General features: G+C 74.4%; 16 protein-coding genes. 7 read left to right on the top strand and 9 right to left on the bottom strand.

The features are described from left to right. Window positions 1-52: 52 nt before the first annotated feature. Together EV383_RS24205 and EV383_RS24210 are read left to right on the top strand one after the other, a co-directional pair. Window positions 53-727 (top strand): GntR family transcriptional regulator, encoded by a 675-nt coding sequence (locus EV383_RS24205; RefSeq protein WP_130292059.1) that lies wholly within the window; start codon window positions 53-55, stop codon window positions 725-727. Window positions 728-941: 214 nt separating this feature from the next. Further along, window positions 942-2,252 carry an MFS transporter gene (locus EV383_RS24210; protein ID WP_130292060.1) on the top strand — a complete coding sequence of 437 codons (1,311 nt, stop codon included), beginning with the start codon at window positions 942-944 and terminating at the stop codon, window positions 2,250-2,252. A gap of 50 nt (window positions 2,253-2,302) precedes the next feature. Here EV383_RS24210 and EV383_RS24215 read toward each other — a convergent pair whose 3' ends face one another. The 8 genes from EV383_RS24215 to EV383_RS24250 all read right to left on the bottom strand — a co-directional run bounded on the left by EV383_RS24215 (window position 2,303) and on the right by EV383_RS24250 (window position 11,314). Then, window positions 2,303-3,457: a uroporphyrinogen decarboxylase/cobalamine-independent methonine synthase family protein gene (locus EV383_RS24215; protein ID WP_130292061.1), complete on the bottom strand. Its 1,155-nt coding sequence runs from the start codon at window positions 3,455-3,457 to the stop codon at window positions 2,303-2,305. A 47-nt stretch (window positions 3,458-3,504) separates the two neighbouring features. Further along, the gene (locus tag EV383_RS24220) at window positions 3,505-5,118 is read right to left on the bottom strand and encodes an AMP-binding protein (protein ID WP_242623284.1); all 1,614 of its coding nucleotides are present in this window, start codon (window positions 5,116-5,118) and stop codon (window positions 3,505-3,507) included. Window positions 5,119-5,242: 124 nt separating this feature from the next. Beyond that, window positions 5,243-6,331 carry a tRNA 2-thiouridine(34) synthase MnmA gene (gene mnmA / locus EV383_RS24225; RefSeq protein WP_130292063.1) on the bottom strand — a complete coding sequence of 363 codons (1,089 nt, stop codon included), beginning with the start codon at window positions 6,329-6,331 and terminating at the stop codon, window positions 5,243-5,245. A gap of 1 nt (window position 6,332) precedes the next feature. Then, on the bottom strand, window positions 6,333-7,541 hold the full coding sequence (locus EV383_RS24230; protein ID WP_130292064.1) for a cysteine desulfurase family protein: 1,209 nt from the start codon (window positions 7,539-7,541) through the stop codon (window positions 6,333-6,335). A gap of 79 nt (window positions 7,542-7,620) precedes the next feature. Then, entirely contained in the window at window positions 7,621-8,535 is a 915-nt protein-coding gene (locus EV383_RS24235; RefSeq protein ID WP_130292065.1) for a lysophospholipid acyltransferase family protein, read from the bottom strand. Continuing rightward, a complete protein-coding gene (locus EV383_RS24240; protein ID WP_130292066.1) occupies window positions 8,532-9,302 on the bottom strand; it encodes a GNAT family N-acetyltransferase in 771 nt (256 codons plus the stop codon). Before EV383_RS24240 ends, EV383_RS24235 begins: the two co-directional genes overlap by 4 nt. A 242-nt stretch (window positions 9,303-9,544) precedes the next feature. Continuing rightward, window positions 9,545-10,492: an electron transfer flavoprotein subunit alpha/FixB family protein gene (locus EV383_RS24245; protein ID WP_130292067.1), complete on the bottom strand. Its 948-nt coding sequence runs from the start codon at window positions 10,490-10,492 to the stop codon at window positions 9,545-9,547. A gap of 36 nt (window positions 10,493-10,528) precedes the next feature. Continuing rightward, window positions 10,529-11,314 carry an electron transfer flavoprotein subunit beta/FixA family protein gene (locus EV383_RS24250; RefSeq protein WP_130292068.1) on the bottom strand — a complete coding sequence of 262 codons (786 nt, stop codon included), beginning with the start codon at window positions 11,312-11,314 and terminating at the stop codon, window positions 10,529-10,531. 485 nt (window positions 11,315-11,799) lie between these two features. Between EV383_RS24250 and EV383_RS24255 the strand changes: the two genes are divergently transcribed. The 4 genes from EV383_RS24255 (at window position 11,800) to EV383_RS24270 (ending at window position 15,820) form a co-directional block, all read left to right on the top strand. Beyond that, a complete protein-coding gene (locus EV383_RS24255) occupies window positions 11,800-12,090 on the top strand; it encodes a hypothetical protein (protein ID WP_130292069.1) in 291 nt (96 codons plus the stop codon). 88 nt (window positions 12,091-12,178) lie between these two features. Beyond that, window positions 12,179-12,940, top strand: a complete 762-nt coding sequence (locus tag EV383_RS24260; protein ID WP_130292070.1) for a class I SAM-dependent methyltransferase — start codon at window positions 12,179-12,181, stop codon at window positions 12,938-12,940. Beyond that, a complete protein-coding gene (locus EV383_RS24265) occupies window positions 12,937-14,499 on the top strand; it encodes a 1,4-alpha-glucan branching protein domain-containing protein (RefSeq protein WP_130292071.1) in 1,563 nt (520 codons plus the stop codon). Before EV383_RS24260 ends, EV383_RS24265 begins: the two co-directional genes overlap by 4 nt. Before the next feature lie 61 nt (window positions 14,500-14,560). Beyond that, the gene (locus tag EV383_RS24270; protein WP_130292072.1) at window positions 14,561-15,820 is read left to right on the top strand and encodes a glycosyltransferase family 4 protein; all 1,260 of its coding nucleotides are present in this window, start codon (window positions 14,561-14,563) and stop codon (window positions 15,818-15,820) included. Window positions 15,821-15,824: 4 nt separating this feature from the next. On the opposite strand, the gene EV383_RS24275 is transcribed toward EV383_RS24270, so the two are convergent. Then, complete coding sequence (locus EV383_RS24275) at window positions 15,825-16,550, bottom strand: acyltransferase (protein ID WP_130292073.1); 726 nt, start codon at window positions 16,548-16,550, stop codon at window positions 15,825-15,827. Between the two features lie 104 nt (window positions 16,551-16,654). Between EV383_RS24275 and EV383_RS24280 the strand changes: the two genes are divergently transcribed. Then, the gene (locus EV383_RS24280; RefSeq protein ID WP_130292074.1) at window positions 16,655-16,894 is read left to right on the top strand and encodes a hypothetical protein; all 240 of its coding nucleotides are present in this window, start codon (window positions 16,655-16,657) and stop codon (window positions 16,892-16,894) included. Window position 16,895: the final 1 nt, after the last annotated feature.

The following is a 16,895-nucleotide window of genomic DNA, read 5'->3' on the forward strand; positions in this document are numbered from 1 at the left end:
CGACGAGATCCCGCAGGAACGAGCGAGGTGGCGCGATGCACACGGTGCCGCGATGACGGCGCTCCCCACCCCGCCGTCACGCGTCGAGCAGGTCTACGACGCGATCGTCGACGACATCTGCACGGGCCGTCTCGCGCCCGGCACCCGGCTGCGGCAGGAGGAGCTGGCCGAACGGTTCAACGTCTCCCGCCAGCCGGTCCAGCAGGCCCTGTTGCTGCTGCGGACCCAGGGCCTGCTGCGTGACACCGGCCGGCGCGGCCTGGAGGTCGCCCCCGTCGACCGCGAGTTCGTCCAGCACCTCTACGGCCTGCGCGCGGTGATGGACGGCTACGCCGCGCGCTGCGCCGCGGGCAAGCTCTCACCGGCTGCTCTCGATCGCGGGCGGTCGCTCGTCATCGCAGGTCAGGAGGCCGAGCGGGACCGGGCCTACGCCCACATGGTGGGCTCCGACGTCGAGTTCCACCAGTTCGTCATGGAGCAGTCGGGCAACCCGCTACTGGTGGAGAGCGCAGGAGTCATCTGGCGCAACGTGCAGCGTGTGATGGGCGAGCTGCTCTACCGGGGCGGCGCACCGAGCTGGGTGTGGGAGGACCACGCGGCGATCTTCGACGCGATCGCCTCCGGTGCCCCGGACGCCGCCGAGCGGCTCGCGCGCCGGCACGCCGAGCACGGCGAGGAGCTCATCCTCGACGCGCTGGACTCGCTCCCGGCCGTCGACCGGGCCTGACGGCCCCGCCCGGCCCTCGCCCCGACGCCGGGCGACCGTGACTCCGGCGGTGCCTGGACGCGCGGACGCGGGGCTCAACGTGGTGCGGTGAGGCGGCATCCGCGTCGTCGGTACATCTTGACTTCTGAATTCAGAATGTCCCAGAGTGTGCGTATTCGCGCCGCTCGTCCGCGGCCGGGCACCCCTGGCACTTCAAGGATGAGGAGCCGAACCGATGCCGTCCACCGCTGACCCCGACCAGGTCTTCCGGAAGGTCGCCTGGCGGCTCGTCCCGTTCCTGTTCCTCTGCTACGCCGTCGCCTACCTCGACCGCGTCAACGTCGGCTTCGCCAAGCTGCAGATGCAGGACGAGCTGTGGTTCTCCGACGTCGTCTACGGCATCGGCGCCGGGATCTTCTTCGTCGGCTACATCCTGTTCGAAGTCCCGAGCAACGTCATCCTGCACAAGGTCGGCGCGCGGCGGTGGATCGCGCGGATCATGGTCAGCTGGGGCGTGGTGTCGGCGGCGATGGCGCTGGCGAACTCGGAGTGGACGTTCTACCTGCTGCGGTTCCTGCTCGGCGTCGCCGAGGCCGGGTTCATCCCGGGCATCCTGCTGTACCTGACGTACTGGTTCCCGGCGCACCGCCGCGGACGGATCACCGCGCTGTTCCTCACCGCGATCCCGGTGGCCACGATCTTCGGCGGGCCGCTGTCGGGCTGGATCATGACCTCGCTCGGCGGGGCCGGCGGACTGGCCGGGTGGCAGTGGCTGTTCGTGGTGGAGGCGATCCCGGCGGTGCTGCTCGGGTTCGTCGTCCTGCGCCGTCTCGACGACGACGTCGCGTCCGCCACCTGGCTCACCGACGCCGAGAAGACCGTCGTGACCGAGGCCGTCGCCGAGGGTGAGCAGGCGAAGCCGGACGCGCACGCCCGCGTCCGGGACACGCTGCGGAGCGGGACGATGTGGCTGCTCGGCGGGATCTACTTCTGCGTCGCGCTGGGCATCTACACGATCAGCTTCTGGCTGCCGACGATCATCTCCGACAGCGGCGTCGACTCCGCCCTGACCGTCGGGCTGCTCTCGGCGCTGCCCTACCTCGTCGCCGTGGTCGCGATGGTCGCCGTCGCGGCGCACGGGGACCGCACCGGTGAACGTCGCTGGCACACCGCGGTGCCCTGTGCCGTCGGCGGGCTCGGGCTGGTGGCCACGGCGATGTCGCTGCAGAGCACGGTGTTCGCCCTGCTCGCGCTGACCGTGGCCGCCGCCGCGATCTCCAGCGCACAGGCCGCGTTCTGGAGCCTGCCCTCGGCGCTGCTCACCGGGGCCGGGGCGGCCGCGGGGATCGCGCTGGTCAACTCCGTCGGCAACGTCTCCGGCGCGGTCAGCACGTCGCTGGTCGGGTTCCTGACCTCGCTGACCGGGAGCACCGCGTCGAGCCTGTACCTGTTCGGGGCCGTGCTGGTGGTCGGCGGGGCTCTGGTCCTGGTCCTCTCCCCGTCGCGGGTCGACGACCGGACGGGGCGCAGCACCACCGACGCCTGACCCGGTCGTGAGTGGATATCGCTGCGGGAGCAGTGATATCCGCGCACGGCTCAGCTGAGCTCGGGCGGCTCGGCGAAGCCCTTGCCCATCTCGCGGCTGAGGGCGAGCGCGCGGCGCGCCCACTCCGGCGTCGCGCCGGCCAGGCCGCACGCCGGAGTCGGGACGCCGAGCCGGGCCAGGCGCAGGCGGTCGAAGCCGAGACGGTCGGCGAGGTCGTAGCCCAGGCGGGCCAGGTCGCCGATCCTCGGCTCGACGGCCGGCGCGGTCCCGGGCAGGAAGCCCAGCATCATCGGGATGCCCGCGTCCCAGGTCTCGCCGATCGCGTCGAGCGCGGCGGGCAGTGCGGTGTCGCCGGCGAACGCGGGGCGGGTCGCGTCGATCCCGATCGCGGCGGCGCCGGTCGTGGCGAGCATCCGGATCGGCGGCCGGTCGGCGCAGCAGTGCACGACGACGGGCGACCCGATCTGCCCGATCAGGTCGCGCAGCGTGTCCGCGGCGTCCTGCGACCGGATCGAGCGGACCGTGCCGTAGCCCGACGCGGTGGGCAGCGACCCGGCCATGACCGCGGGCAGGGACGGCTCGTCGAGCTGCACGAGGACCGTCGCCCCGGTCCGCTCGGCGACCTCGGCGACATGGATGCGCAGCCCCTCGGCGAGGCTCGCGGCGAACTCGGCGATGGCGCCGCGGTCGGTCAGCACACGGTGCCCCGACACCACCTCGACCGAGGCTGCGAGCGTCCACGGACCGACGGCCTGGACCTTCACCCAGGACGGGCGGATCCGGTCGCAGGCGTCGTGGAACGCGTCCAGGTCGGCCTGCATCAGATCGGTGCCGCGGCGGTGGTCGCGGCCCGGGCGGGCGGTCACCCGCCAGCCGGTCGGCACGACCTCGGCGGCGATGTCGACGAGCAGGCCGAGGGTCCGCCCGATCATGTCGGCGCCGACGCCCCGGGCGGGCAGCTCCGGCAGCGCGGGCATCTGCGGCGTCTCCCCGGTGACGATCGCGGACGCCTCGACCGGGTCGGTCCCGGGCAGTGAGCCGACACCGGTGCCGATGCCCTCGGGCCACAGCTCGACCGGCTCCGGCTCGACGGGAGTGGAGTCGACGACCTCGATCCGGGGCGCCGGGGGCAGGGTCTCGCCGGGGCGCACGTCGCCCAGCCCGGCGGCGGCGAGCGCGGCGGCCAGTGGATCGTCGGATGTCACCGCGCCTGTCTAACACCGCCCCCTCGACCCCGCGACGGCGCCTCGGCTCAGAGCTCGGCGGCCCACTCGCGCAGGGTCGCGGCGCGGATCTTCGTGCCGTTGGTGCCGGACGTCGTGGGCATCTCGTCGATCACGCGCACGGAGTGCGGGACCTTGAACCGGGCCAGGCCCTCGGCGCACCAGTCGCGCAACGCGTCCGGGTCCGGCTTCGTGCCGTCCTCGGCGACGACGAACGCGACGGCCAGGGTCGCCCCGTCGGGGTCGGTGGCGCCGACGACCTTCGCCGTGTGGACCTCCGGGTGCGCGGCGAGGCGGACCTCGATCTCGGCCGGGTCGACCAGGAACCCGCGCAGGCGCAGCGCATCGCCCATCCGGCAGGTGTAGACGAACACCCCCGGCTCGACGAGGAACCCCAGGTCACCGCTGCGGAACCACCCGTCACCGGTGAACGAGCGCGCGATCACCTCGGGCGAACCCAGGTAGTCGTCGACGACGTTCGGCCCGCGGAACTGCAGCTCGCCCTCGGTGCCGTCGGGCAGCAGCTCCTCGGTGACCGGGTCGGCCACCCGGATCTCGATGCCGTCGTGCACGACGCGACCGCCGGCGGACCGTCGTCGCGGCGCGGGCTCGTCGTCCGGCCAGAACGACAGCAGCGCGAACGCCTCGGACGAGCCGTAGATGCCGGTCACGGACGTCCCGAACGCCGCCCCGGCCCATTCGGCGAGCTCGCGGGAGCGGCCCTGGAAGTCGCCGAGGCCCCACCACCGCCACGACGACAGGTCCCGGGGACGGGCGGCCTGCGCCTGCTGCAGCCGCAGGCCGAGGTCGTCGCCGGTGGCGAGATGGGTGATCCGGTGACCCTCGATGTGGTCGAGGACGGTGTCCGGGTCGAACACCGGCTCCAGGACGCACGTCGCGCCGCCGGCCAGGCCCGCCATCGCGGCGTTGAAGCCGAACACCCCGGACAGCGGCAGCACGCAGAGCACGGCGTCGTCGTCGGTGACGCCCATCGCGGCGGCGTCGGCGACGGCGTGTGCGATCACCCCGGCGCCACGGTGCGCGGCGAGCTTGGGCAGGCCCGTGGATCCGGACGTGGTGAACGCGGCGACCAGGTCGGACGGGTCCGACGGCTCCGGGTCCGGCGCGTCGCCGTCCGCTGCCGGCGACCAGGCACCGGCGCCGACGTCGGACCCGGACGGGTCGTCGACCGGCGCGCGTCCGGGGCCGGGCACCACCGCGACGGCCGGGGCCGGGGCGCTCGAGGCGTCGACGGCCGCGCGCAGCCTTGAGAACAGGTCGAGGCCGTGGAAGTCGTGGGCCAGCGCCACCAGCACCGGGCGGGCACGGTCGAGCAGGTGCGTGACGTCGTCGACCTGGTAGCGGGTGTTGATGCCGATCACGTGCGCGCCGCGGGCCGCGACGGCGAACTGCCAGGCCAGGGCGTCGGACCAGTTCGGCATCCAGACCGCGACGCAGTCGCCGCGGCCGACACCGGCCGTCTCCAGCTCGGTGGCGAGACGGCGGGTCCGGGTCCACAGCTCGGCACGGGTCACCGGGATCGTCTCCCCGGCGGGACCGGTGTCGACGGCGATCGTCCGGTCCGGGTCCCGGTGCACCAGGCGCCGCAGGAGGTCGGGCAGGTCGCGCGGGGCGTCCGTCACCGGACCCGCAGCGTGCTCGGACACCCCACCCATTCGCTCCACCCCTGTCGTCGCACCGGCGTCTCCCGCCCACCCTGCAACAGCGAGGCGCGCAAGGCCATGACGCGCCGCGAACGCGGAACGGTCAGGCGGTGGCGGTGATGGTGGCGGAGCCGAGGACGACGTCGCCGCCGGCGTCCGGACGGTAGAACGCGACGGCCTGCCCGGGCGCGACGCCGCGCAGCGGCTCGGACAGCTCCACCCGCAGGCCGTCGTCGACCGGGACGACCTCGCACGGCGCGATCCCGCCGTGCGCGCGGACCTGCGCGACGGCGGAGAACGGGCCGTCCGGGGCGGTGCCGGAGCTCCAGACGGGGGTCCGGGCCTCGATCGTCGACACGTCCAGGGCGGCGTCCGAGCCGACCCGCACGGTCCCGCTGACCGGCTCGATGCCCAGCACGTAGCGCGGGCGGCCGTCGGCGGCCGGGCGGTCGATCCCGAGTCCCTTGCGCTGCCCGACGGTGAAACCGTGCACGCCGGAGTGCGTGCCCAGCACCTCGCCGGTGGAGTCGACGATCTCGCCGGGCCGCTCCCCCAGGCGCTCGGACAGGAAACCCTGCGTGTCGCCGGTGGGGATGAAGCAGATGTCGTGGCTGTCCGGCTTGCCCGCGACGCGCAGGCCCAGCGCGGCCGCCTCGTCGCGGATCACCGGCTTCGGGGTGTCGCCGATCGGGAACATCGCGTGGCGCAGCTGGTCGGCGCGCAGTACGGCCAGGACGTAGGACTGGTCCTTGTCGTCGTCGGCCGAGCGGCGCAGCTCGGGCCCGTCCGGGGCGTCGGCGTCGAGACGTGCGTAGTGACCGGTGCACACGGCGTCGAAGCCCAGTGCCAGCGCCCGGTCCAGCACCGCCGCGAACTTGATCTTCTCGTTGCAGCGCAGGCACGGGTTCGGGGTCTCGCCGGCGGCGTAGGCGGCGACGAAGTCGTCCACCACGTCGCGGGCGAACTCCTCGGACAGGTCCCACACGTAGTACGGGATCTCGAGCATGTCCGCGGCGCGGGCGGCGTCGGCGGCGTCCTCGCGGGAGCAGCAGCCCCGCGAGCCCGACCTCAGCGCGTCGCGGGTGCGGGCCAGCGCCAGGTGCACGCCGACGACCTCGTGCCCGGCGGCCACGGCGCGCGCCGCCGCCACGGCCGAGTCGACACCGCCGCTCATCGCGGCCAGGACGCGCACGTCAGGCCGTCATCGCGGCGGGCGCACGGCCACCGGCGCGGCGGGCGCGCTCGACGACCGACCCGATCGCCTCGGCCACGGCACGGACGTCCTCGGTGGTGCTCGTGTGCCCGAGCGAGAAGCGCAGGGACCCGCGGGCCGAGCCCTCGTCGGCACCCATCGCCAGCAGCACGTGGCTGGGCTGTGCGACGCCGGCGGTGCAGGCCGAGCCGGTCGAGCAGTCGACGCCGTTGGCGTCGAGCAGCATCAGCAGGCTGTCGCCCTCGCAGCCGGGGAACGACAGGTGCACGTTGCCCGGCAGCCGTCCGGGCCCGCCGTTCAGGACGCTGGTCAGCGCGTCGCCGTTGAGCTGCGCGTCCGGGACGACGGCGGTGATCTCGCGGACCATCTCGTCGCGCAGCCCGGCCAGCTGGGCCCGGCGCCGCGGGGCGTCGGCGACCGCCTGCTCGACGGCCGTCGCGAGCCCGACCACCGACGGGACGTCGAGGGTGCCGGACCGCACGTCGCGCTCCTGGCCGCCACCGTGCAGCAGCGGGGTGCAGGCGATGTCGCGGCCCAGCAGCAGCGCGCCGGCACCGTACGGGCCGCCGAGCTTGTGCCCGGTGAGGGTGAGCGCGTCCGCGCCGGAGGCGGCGAAGTCGACGTCGAGGATACCGACGGCCTGCACGGCGTCGGTGTGCAGCGGGATCGCGTACTCGTGGCAGACGTCGGCCAGCTCGCGGATCGGGTTGACGGTCCCGACCTCGTTGTTCGCCCACATCACCGAGACCACGGCGACCTTCTCCGGGGCCTCGGAGATCGCCTCGCGCAGCGTCTCCGGGCTCACCCGCCCGACCGCGTCGACCTCGAGCAGCCGCAGGTCGGCGCGCTCGTGGGAGGCCAGCCACTCCGCCGCGTCGAGCACGGCGTGGTGCTCGACGGCCGAGACCAGCACCCGGGTGCGGCGCGGGTCGGCACCACGGCGGGCCCAGTACAGGCCCTTGAGCGCCAGGTTGTCGCTCTCGGTGCCACCGGTGGTGAACAGCACCTCGGACGGGCGCGCACCGACCGCCTCGGCGATCCGTTCGCGGCCCTCCTCCACCGAACGGCGGGCACGGCGGCCCGCCGAGTGCAGGGACGACGCGTTGCCGGTGCGCAGCAGCGCGTCGCTCATCGCGGCGACGGCGGCCGGCAGCATCGGTGTGGTCGCCGCGTGGTCCAGGTACGTCATCACCACTCAGGATAATCTCCCGGCGCCGGGGCGTCCCCCCGGATCCACCCCGTTCGCGCCACACCCGCCCCGGCGCGGGTCACGCCGACCGGACGACGGCCTCGGCCCGGCGGGCGAGCGAGCGGCGGTCGCCGGTCGGTTCGAGCACCGGGGAGATCGTCATCGCGCACACCACCGACGGCATCCGCAGCACGCGGAGCAGCGAGTCGCCGAGGGTCTGGTCCCCGACGAACGACGCCGCCGTCGTCGGCCGCCCGTCCGCGGTACGCAGGGCGAACGTCACCGGACGGACCGGCGCGCCCGCGTCGATCGCGGCCTGGAACGGGGCGCGGCGGAACTCCCCCGACGCGGCGCCGCACCAGGTCGTCGCCTCCGGGAACACGCCGATCAGCGCGCCGTCGCGCAGGGCGGCCGCGGTGTCGTCGACGACGCCGGGCAGCGTGCTCAGACCCTCCCGGTCGACGAACAGCGTGCCGACCTTGCCGGCCAGCGTTCCGATCACCGGCCACTGCGCGACCTCGCGCTTGGCCAGCATCCGGACCGGCGAGACGGCGCCGAGGGCGAGCACGTCGATCCAGGACAGGTGGTTGGCCACGACGAGCGCGCCGCGGCCGTCGTCCGGGCGCAGCGTGTCGGAGCCGGTGACCTCCAGACGGACCCCGGCCGCGCGCAGCGCACCGCCCAGCAGGGCCCGCAGCAGACGGTCCCGCCCGGCGGGGCGCAGCAACGGCAGGACGAACCCGGCGACGACGGCGGACGCGACGACGCACGCCAGCGCGCACAACCGTCGCGACGCCCGCAGCCACCCGGCCCGCGGACGGGGCGGCAGGCACTCGTCGCCGCACGGGGACCACGGCGCCCAGGGGCCGCCCGGACGCTCGCGCGCCGGCAGGACACCGGGGTGGGTGGGGTGGTCCCGCAGATCGCCGAGGACCGGTACCGGCCGGGTGGACGGCCGGACCGGGACGCCCGGCCGTTCGACGACCTCGGTCATGCCCCCGCCTCGCCACCCAGGAAGAACCGCAGGTAGCGGTCGTCGATGTGGTCCAGGCCGAGGAGCACGAAGAAGTCCGCGACGTCGAAGTCGGCGTCGTACGCCGGCGGGCCGCACACCCACGCGCCGAGGCGGACGTAGCCGCGCAGCAGCGGCGGCAGGGCCGTCTTGCGGTGCCGCGGGGCCGAACGGACGTCCCACGGGGTCAGCGGCTGCACCCGGTACTGCTCGGGCGCCATGTGGTCGGCCAGGACCTTGTCCCAGACGCCCGCGGCCTGCACGCCACCGTCGGCCAGCGGGACGCTCGCGCAGCCGGCCAGCCAGCGGTTGCCGGTCAGCAGCATGTAGCGCGCGATACCCGCCCAGACCAGCCCGACCACGGACCCGGCCCGGTGGTCGGGGTGCACGCAGGAACGCCCGGCCTCGACGAGCTGCCCGCGCAGCGGGTCCAGACGCCCCAGCCGGAACTCGCCGTCGGAGTAGAGCCCGCCGGCCTCGGTCGCGCGGTGCGGCGGCAGCATCCGGTAGGTCCCGACGATCTCCCCCGTCGCGTCCTCGCGGACCACGAGGTGGTCGCAGAACGCGTCGAAGCGGTCGACGTCGAGGCCCTCGACCGGGCTGTCGAGGCGGGCGCCGAGCTCACCGGCGAACACGGAGTGCCGCAGCGCCTGGGCGGCGGCGACGTCGTCGGCGTCGGTGGTCAGGAGCAGCGAGTACCGGGCGGCAGCGGCCTCCGGCGTTCGGACGATCACCTGGGATTCCGTCACGGGGGTATGGGTACCGGGCGCGGGAGTCCGCCGGACGGGTCCGCGACGACACCCGGATGGCCCAACGGTGAACGGGACCGGACATCACGCGTCCCGGCGACGGCGAGGCCGCGCCGACGTGAACGGCACCCCCACACGCGACGACGCCCGGGTGCGTGGTGCACCCGGGCGTCGACACGTCGGTCTACCGACCTCGTGAGCGGAAATCGTCGCCAGGGCGACGGTTTTCACTCACGGGGGGGTCAGCTCTTGCGCTTGGCGACTTCCTCCTGCAGCTGCGGCGCGACCTTGAACAGGTCGCCCACGATGCCGTAGTCGGCGATCTCGAAGATCGGCGCCTCGTCGTCCTTGTTGATGGCGATGATCGTCTTCGAGGTCTGCATCCCGGCGCGGTGCTGGATCGCACCGGAGATGCCGAGCGCGATGTAGAGCTGCGGCGACACCGTCTTGCCGGTCTGCCCGACCTGGAACTGCGGCGGGTAGTAGCCGGAGTCGACCGCAGCACGCGAGGCACCGACGGCGGCGCCGAGCGAGTCGGCCAGGCCCTCGATGACGGTGAAGTCGTCCTGCGAGCCCACGCCGCGCCCACCGGAGACGACGACGGTCGCCTCGGTCAGCTCCGGGCGGTCGCCGGCCTCGACCAGCTCGCGGCCGGTGACGGTGGCCTGCGGCGACGGCGCGGCGGGGACCTCGACGGTCTCCTGCGCGCCGGCACCGGCGGTCTCGGCGATCTCGATCGAGCCCGGGCGCACGGTGATGACCGGGTGCTCGGTGTTCGACTTCGCCTCGGCGGTGTAGGCGCCACCGAAGACCGAGTGCGACACCGAACCGTCGGCGACACCGACGACGTCGCCGAGCAGTCCGGAGTTCGTCCGCACCGCGACGCGGCCGGCGACCTCCTTGCCGTCGGCGGAGCCGCTGATCAGGACCGCGGCCGGGGAGGCCGAGCCGATCAGGGACTCGAGCACCGTCACCTCGGGGGTGAGGAAGTCGGTCGAGTCGGACTCGGCGACGTAGATCTTCTCCGCGCCGTGCGCGGTGAGCCCGTCGGCCAGCTTCGCCGCGGTGCCCGGGGCGCCGACGACGACCGCGGACGGCTCGCCGAGCGCCCGCGCCGCGGTCAGCAGCTCGTAGGTGGTCTTCTTGATCTCGCCCTCGACGTGGTCGACGAGGACCAGGACCTCAGCCATGTTCGCTTCTCCTGCCTTCGCTTCGTGTCGGGGTGATCAGATGAGCTTCTGGCCGACCAGGTACTCGGCGATCTTCGCGCCGCCGTCGCCCTCGTCGGTGACCTTCTCGCCGGCCTGCTTCGGCGGCTTCGGGGCGGCGCTCGTGACGCTGGTGAGCGCGTTGGCCAGACCGACCTCGGAGGCGTCGATCCCGGCACCGGCCAGGTCGAGCGTGGTGACCGGCTTCTTCTTCGCGGCCATGATCCCCTTGAACGAGGGGTAGCGGGGCTCGTTGGCCTTCTCGCCGATCGACACCACGGCCGGGAGCTCGGCGGTCAGACGGGTCACGCCGTCGTCGGTCTCGCGCTTGGCGTTGACCGTCGAACCGGCGACCTCGAGCTCGACCACGTGGGTCAGCGACGGGACGCCCAGCACGTCACCGATCATCGCCGGGACGGCGCCGATCTGGCCGTCGGAGGCCTGCTCGCCGGCGACGATCAGGTCCCAGCCCTCGACGGTGCCGATCACCTTCGACAGCGCCTTCGCGGTCTGCACCGCGCACGAGCCGTGGATGGCCTCGTCCGAGAGGTGCACCGCGGAGTCCGCGCCCATCGACAGCGCCTTGCGGATCGCGTCGGTCGCGCGGTCCGGGCCCATCGACACGACGACGACCTCGGAGCCGTCGTTGGCCTCCTTGAGCAACAGCGCCGCCTCGACCGCGCGCTCGTTGATCTCGTCGATGACGGCCTCGGTGCCCTCACGGTCCAGAGTCTGGTCGGAGTCGGAGAGCTTGCGTTCGGAGTAGGTGTCGGGCACCTGCTTGATCAGTGCGACGATCTTCATCGGACCTCTTCGACCTCCTGCCGCGACGGCCTGCCTCACGCACGCCGCCTAGTTCTTCCTCGGCCGGCGCCGTGCGCCGACCGTGCCCGGCTGTCCCGGGATGGACGCCGATCCTGCCCGGGTGGGCACTCGGCGCCGGTACCTTCGCGCATCTCCGCGGGGCGGTCGTGCCGACCTCGTCGGGGCCGGTGGCCGATCGCGTCGATGCGTGACGTCAGTTCGGCGACGACTCTGCCAGTGATGGTTGCGTTCCGGCATGTCGGGCCGTGTGATCCCGATTGTTACCGACGAGTAGCCTCTCCGCAACGTGCTCGTCGGTGACCCGTCTCACCTGCGGGCGTCGCCGACCGTCACCGGATCGTGGACGCAGCGTTGTGCGCTCCCCCACGTGCGCGCGACGTCACGGGCCACGCCCGGGGACCCGCCCGGCCGCCTTCGCTACGGTCGACGTCGTCGATGGGTGTCGGCGACGGAGGGATCGAAGCGTGCAGGTGACCGGGTTCGACGACCGTCTCGGCTCGGGCTATGTCCTGAGTACCGGCGCGCACGCCGAGGAGGCGGTCCCGGGCAGTCGCGTGGTCACCCACGACGGCCGCAGCGTGCGGGTCACCGACGGGCTGGCCGGGATGCTGGAGGACGCGCTCGCGCACCGCCCCGTCACCCCGATGGGCTGGTCCGGCCCGGAGGTCCCGCTGACCCTCGACGACCCGGTGATCCTCGCCTGGCTGACCTACGTCGTCGGCGGGGTCGTCAGCGTCAGCGGCGGCCCGGCCTGAGGCTGCGGCCCGACCGGCGGCCGCGACCCCGCCCGGGGCGACCGCCCTCCTGTGGGTCGTCCCGGTGCGGTCTGAAACCGTCACCCGGGTGAGCACCCACCCCGACGTCGACACCGGCCTCCCGCTGACCGGTGAGCGGACCGTGCCCGGCATCGCCGAGGAGAACTACTGGTTCCGCCGCCACGAGGTCGTCTACGCCGCGATCGCCGCGGACTGCTCGGGCGCGGTGGTGCTGGAGGCCGGCTGCGGTGAGGGCTACGGCGCGGACCTCCTGGCCGGGACCGCACGCCAGGTGCTCGCCCTGGACTACGACGTCCTGACCGCGGAGCACGTCCACCGCCGCTACCCGCGGGTCGGGATCGCGCGGGCGAACCTGGTCGCGCTGCCGGTCGCCACCGGGTCGGTCGACGTGCTGGTGTCGCTGCAGGTGATCGAGCACCTGTGGGAGCAGGAGCGGTTCCTGCGCGAGTGCGCCCGGGTACTGCGACCGGGCGGGCGGCTGCTGGTCTCGACGCCGAACCGGATCACGTTCTCCCCCGGCCGCGACACCCCGCTCAACCCGTTCCACACCCGCGAGCTCGACCCCGACGAGCTCGCCGGGCTCGTCACCGGCGCCGGGTTCGACGACGTCTCGGTGCGCGGGCTCTCCCACGGCCGCCACATCCGGGCGCTGGACCGGAAGTACCGGGGCTCGTTCGTCGACGCGCAGCTGGCCGTCGCGGTGTCCGGGAAGCCGTGGCCGGCGGAGCTGCGCGAGGACGTCACCGGCATCCGCGCGAGCGACTTCGTACTGCACGACGACGACCTGCGCGACAGCCTCGACCTGCTGGTCGCGGCCCGCCGCCCGTGACGGGGGCGGGCGATCCACAGAACCCGGTCGGCACGTTCTGCCTGGTCCTGCACTCGCACCTGCCGCTGCTGGCGCACCACGGGCGCTGGCCGGTCGGCGAGGAGTGGCTCTACCAGTCCTGGGCGCACGCTTACCTCCCGGTGACGGCGATGCTGCGCCGTCTCGCCGCGGAGGGCCGTCGCGACCTGCTCACCCTCGGCGTCACCCCGGTGCTCGCCTCGCAGCTCGACGACCCGCACTGCCTGCGCGGGGTGCACGACTGGCTCGGCGGCTGGACGCTGCGCGCGCACTCCGCCGCGACCCGCCTGCCCGACCTGGCCGCGCACGAGCACCGCGTCTCCACGGCCGCGACGGAGGAGTTCGAGCGGCACTGGCGCCACGGCGGGTCCCCGGTGCTGCGCGGGCTGTCCGACGCCGGCGCCGTCGAGCTGCTGGGCGGTCCGGCCGCGCACCCGTTCGCACCCCTGCTCGACCCGCGGGTGCGCCGCTTCTCGTTGACCTCCGGGCTGGCCGACCACGCGCTGCGGCTCGGCTCCGCGCCGTCCGGGATCTGGGCGCCGGAGTGCGGCTACGCGCCGGGGATGGAGCGCGGGTACGCCGACGCCGGGGTGTCCCGGTTCCTCGTCGACGGCCCGGCGCTGCGCGGGCGCACCGGGCTGGCCCGGCCGGTCGGCGACTCCGACGTGCTGTGCGTCGGGCGTGACCTGGAGATCACCTACCGGGTGTGGTCGCCGCGCAAGGGCTACCCCGGCTCGGCCGAGTACCGGGACTTCCACACCTGGGACCACGACTCCGGGCTCAAGCCGGCGCGGGTGACCGGGCGCCGGGTCCCGTCCGAACGCAAGCGCGGCTACGACCCGGACCTGGCCGCGGCCGCGGTGCAGCGGGACGCGCGGGACTTCGTCGACACCGTCGTCGCGCGTCTGACGGGGCTGCGCGACGAGCTCGGCCGTCCGGGGCTGACCGTCGCCGCGTTCGACACCGAGCTGTTCGGGCACTGGTGGCACGAGGGGCCGCAGTGGCTCGAGGCCGTCCTGCGCGCGCTGCCCGAGGCCGGGGTGGCGGTGCGCACGCTGGGCGGTGCCGTCGCCGACGGGCTGGTCGGCGATCCCGTGGAGCTCGACGAGTGCTCGTGGGGTTCGGGCAAGGACTGGCGGGTCTGGGCCGGGCCGCAGGTCTGCGACATCGTCGAGCGCAACGCCGAGGTGCAGCGTGACCTGCTCGCGGCCGTCGACGCCGTCCCGGCCGCCACCGGCCCGGACGCCGCGCTCACCCGGTCCGGCGGCGGCCCGGTCCGCGACCCGCTGCGCGACCTGCTCGCCGACCAGGCGTTGCACGCGCTGTCCAGCGACTGGGCGTTCATGGTCAGCAAGGACTCCGCGGCCGGCTACGCCCGCGACCGCGCCGGTCTGCACGCCGGCCGGGTCCGCGAGCTGTCCGGGCTGCTCCGCGACGGCCGCCGCCGCGCCGCCACCCGCCGGGTGGAGCACTGGACCGACGCCCGCACACCCACGTTCGGCCACCTCGACGCCCGCGACCTCCTCGCCCCGCCGGACTGACCGCCACCCCGTCCGGCTACCCGCCGGTAACCGGCCGGGCCGGGTTTGCCAGGATCTGGTGATGCGGGTGCTGATGGTCAGCTGGGAGTTCCCGCCGGTGGTCGTCGGCGGTCTGGGGCGGCACGTGCACGCCCTGTCCCGTGAGCTCGTCGCGGCCGGGCACGAGGTCGTGGTGCTCTCCCGGCAGCCGATCGGGACCGACGCGACGACGCATCCGACCGTCACCGACGACGTCGACGGGGTGCGGGTGCTGCGCGTCGCGGAGGACCCGCCGCACCTGGAGTTCTTCACCGACATGGTCGCGTGGACGCTCGCGATGGGGCACGCGCTCGTGCGGCACGCGCTGGTCTCGCTGCTGCCGGACTGGCGTCCGGACGTCGTGCACGCCCACGACTGGCTCGTCGCGCACCCGGCGGTCGCGCTCGCCGACATCGCCGGGGTCCCGCTGGTGGCGACGCTGCACGCCACCGAGGCGGGCCGGCACGCCGGGTGGCTCTCGGCCCCGCTGAACCGGCAGGTGCACTCGTGCGAGTGGTGGCTGGCGAACCGGGCCGACGCCGTCGTCACGTGCTCGGAGGCGATGCGCACCGAGGTGGCGACGCTCTACGACCTCGACCCGGACCGGGTCTCGGTGGTGCACAACGGCATCGACGCCGGCCGCTGGCGGGTCCCGCGGGCCGCGGCGCAGGCCGCCCGGGACGCGCGCGCGGCCTCACCGGGACCGCAGCTCGTCTACTTCGGACGGCTGGAGTACGAGAAGGGCGTCCAGGACCTGATCGCGGCGCTGCCCCGGATCCGCCGGCGCCACCCCGGCACGCGGCTGCTGGTCGCCGGGTCCGGGACGCAGCGGGAGTTCCTCGACGAACGGGTCGCCGCGCACCGGGTCGGGCGCAGCGTGGAGTTCCTCGGGCACCTGCCCGACGCCGAGCTGGCCGCTCTGCTGCGCACCGCGGACGCGGTCGTGCTGCCGAGCCGCTACGAGCCGTTCGGGATCGTCGCGCTGGAGGCGGCCGCGGTCGGGGCGACGCTCGTGGCGTCGACGGCCGGTGGTCTCGGCGAGGTCGTCCGCGACGGCGAGACGGGTCTCGCCTTCGCCCCCGGCGACGTGCCGGGGATCGCCGACGCCGTCTCCCGGGCCCTGTCCGACCCCGCCGCGGCCGCCCGCCGGGCCCGCGCCGGGAAGGCCCGCCTGCGCCGCGACTTCGACTGGACGGCCATCGCCGCCGACACCGCCGCGATCTACGCCGGCGCCCCGAACGGCGGCCCCCGTCCACTGGCCCGCCCGAAGATCCCCACCGGCAACGTCCTCGGTCGCTCCTGACCGGTCAGCCGCGGTGCAGGCGGGCCTGGACGGCCTTGTCGGCCTTGCGGGCCATGTCGGCGATGGCGGCGCGTTCGGCGGCGGCGGCCTCGTAGTCGGCCTGCCGGTCGCGGACGACGCGGGCCGGGGCGCCGACGGCGATCGCGTAGGCGGGCAGGTCACCGCGGGCGACGGCGTGCGCCCCGAGCACGGAGCCCCGCCCGATCCGGGTGCCGCGCAGCACCGACGTCTTCACCCCGAGCCAGCACTCGGGCCCGATCCGCACCGGCGTCTTGGTGATGCCCTGATCCTTGATCGGGGTGTGCACGTCCGCGGTGACGTGGTCGAAGTCGGTGACGTAGACCCAGTCCGCGACCAGGGTCGCCGCGCCGATCTCGACGTCGAGGTAGCAGTTGACGGTGTTGTTGCGGCCGAACACGACCTTGTCGCCGATCCGCATCGAGCCCTCGTGGCATCGCAGCGACGTGCCGTCGCCGATGTGCACCCAGCGTCCGATCTCCAGGCGGCCGAACCCGGGGCGGGCCTCGATCTCCACCCCGCGCCCGAGGAACACCATCCCGCGCAGCACCACCTGCGGGTGGGTGATCCGCAGCTTCAGCAGCCGCCAGTACCGCAGCAGGTACCAGGGCGTGTACGCGCGGTTGCCCAGCACCCAGCGCAGCGAGTCGAGGCCGAAGAGCCTCACCTGCTCGGGGTCGCGTCCGCGCACCCGGTCCCACGTCCTGCCCATGACCGTCGAGCCTATGGGGGTTGCCCCGCACCGCACGCGGGTACCCAGGGCGGATACCGCGTCCGCGCAGCGCCGCCGGGTGCGCCACGACACGGAGGCAGCAGATGACCACGCCCGACGCACACCCGGACGACAGCACCAGCCCCGGCCCGGACGACGGCACCGACGTCGGGACCGGCGAGGTCACCGGGGCCGGGGCCGGCACCACCCGCGACGACTACGGCAAGGACGGCACCCCGCGCCCGGCGAGCAGCTCGAGCGCGTCCGGCGACTCCGGCGCGACCGACCGCGCCGCCCAGGAGGTCGCCGCGGACAACGAGGACGAGCCGACCCGCAGCGAGTAGC

The organism is Pseudonocardia sediminis, assembly GCF_004217185.1.
Taxonomy (GTDB): Bacteria; Actinomycetota; Actinomycetes; order Mycobacteriales; family Pseudonocardiaceae; genus Pseudonocardia; species Pseudonocardia sediminis.

Bases quoted from the DNA above. Each gene is read 5' to 3' on its own strand.
- EV383_RS24205 (WP_130292059.1), top strand. From the start codon at position 53: ATGACGGCGCTCCCCACCCCGCCGTCACGCGTCGAGCAGGTCTACGAC.
- EV383_RS24210 (WP_130292060.1), top strand. From the start codon at position 942: ATGCCGTCCACCGCTGACCCCGACCAGGTCTTCCGGAAGGTCGCCTGG.
- EV383_RS24230 (WP_130292064.1), bottom strand. From the start codon at position 7,541: ATGACGTACCTGGACCACGCGGCGACCACACCGATGCTGCCGGCCGCC.
- EV383_RS24235 (WP_130292065.1), bottom strand. From the start codon at position 8,535: ATGACCGAGGTCGTCGAACGGCCGGGCGTCCCGGTCCGGCCGTCCACC.
- EV383_RS24245 (WP_130292067.1), bottom strand. From the start codon at position 10,492: ATGGCTGAGGTCCTGGTCCTCGTCGACCACGTCGAGGGCGAGATCAAG.
- EV383_RS24250 (WP_130292068.1), bottom strand. From the start codon at position 11,314: ATGAAGATCGTCGCACTGATCAAGCAGGTGCCCGACACCTACTCCGAA.
- EV383_RS24270 (WP_130292072.1), top strand. From the start codon at position 14,561: ATGCGGGTGCTGATGGTCAGCTGGGAGTTCCCGCCGGTGGTCGTCGGC.
- EV383_RS24275 (WP_130292073.1), bottom strand. From the start codon at position 16,550: ATGGGCAGGACGTGGGACCGGGTGCGCGGACGCGACCCCGAGCAGGTG.
- EV383_RS24280 (WP_130292074.1), top strand. From the start codon at position 16,655: ATGACCACGCCCGACGCACACCCGGACGACAGCACCAGCCCCGGCCCG.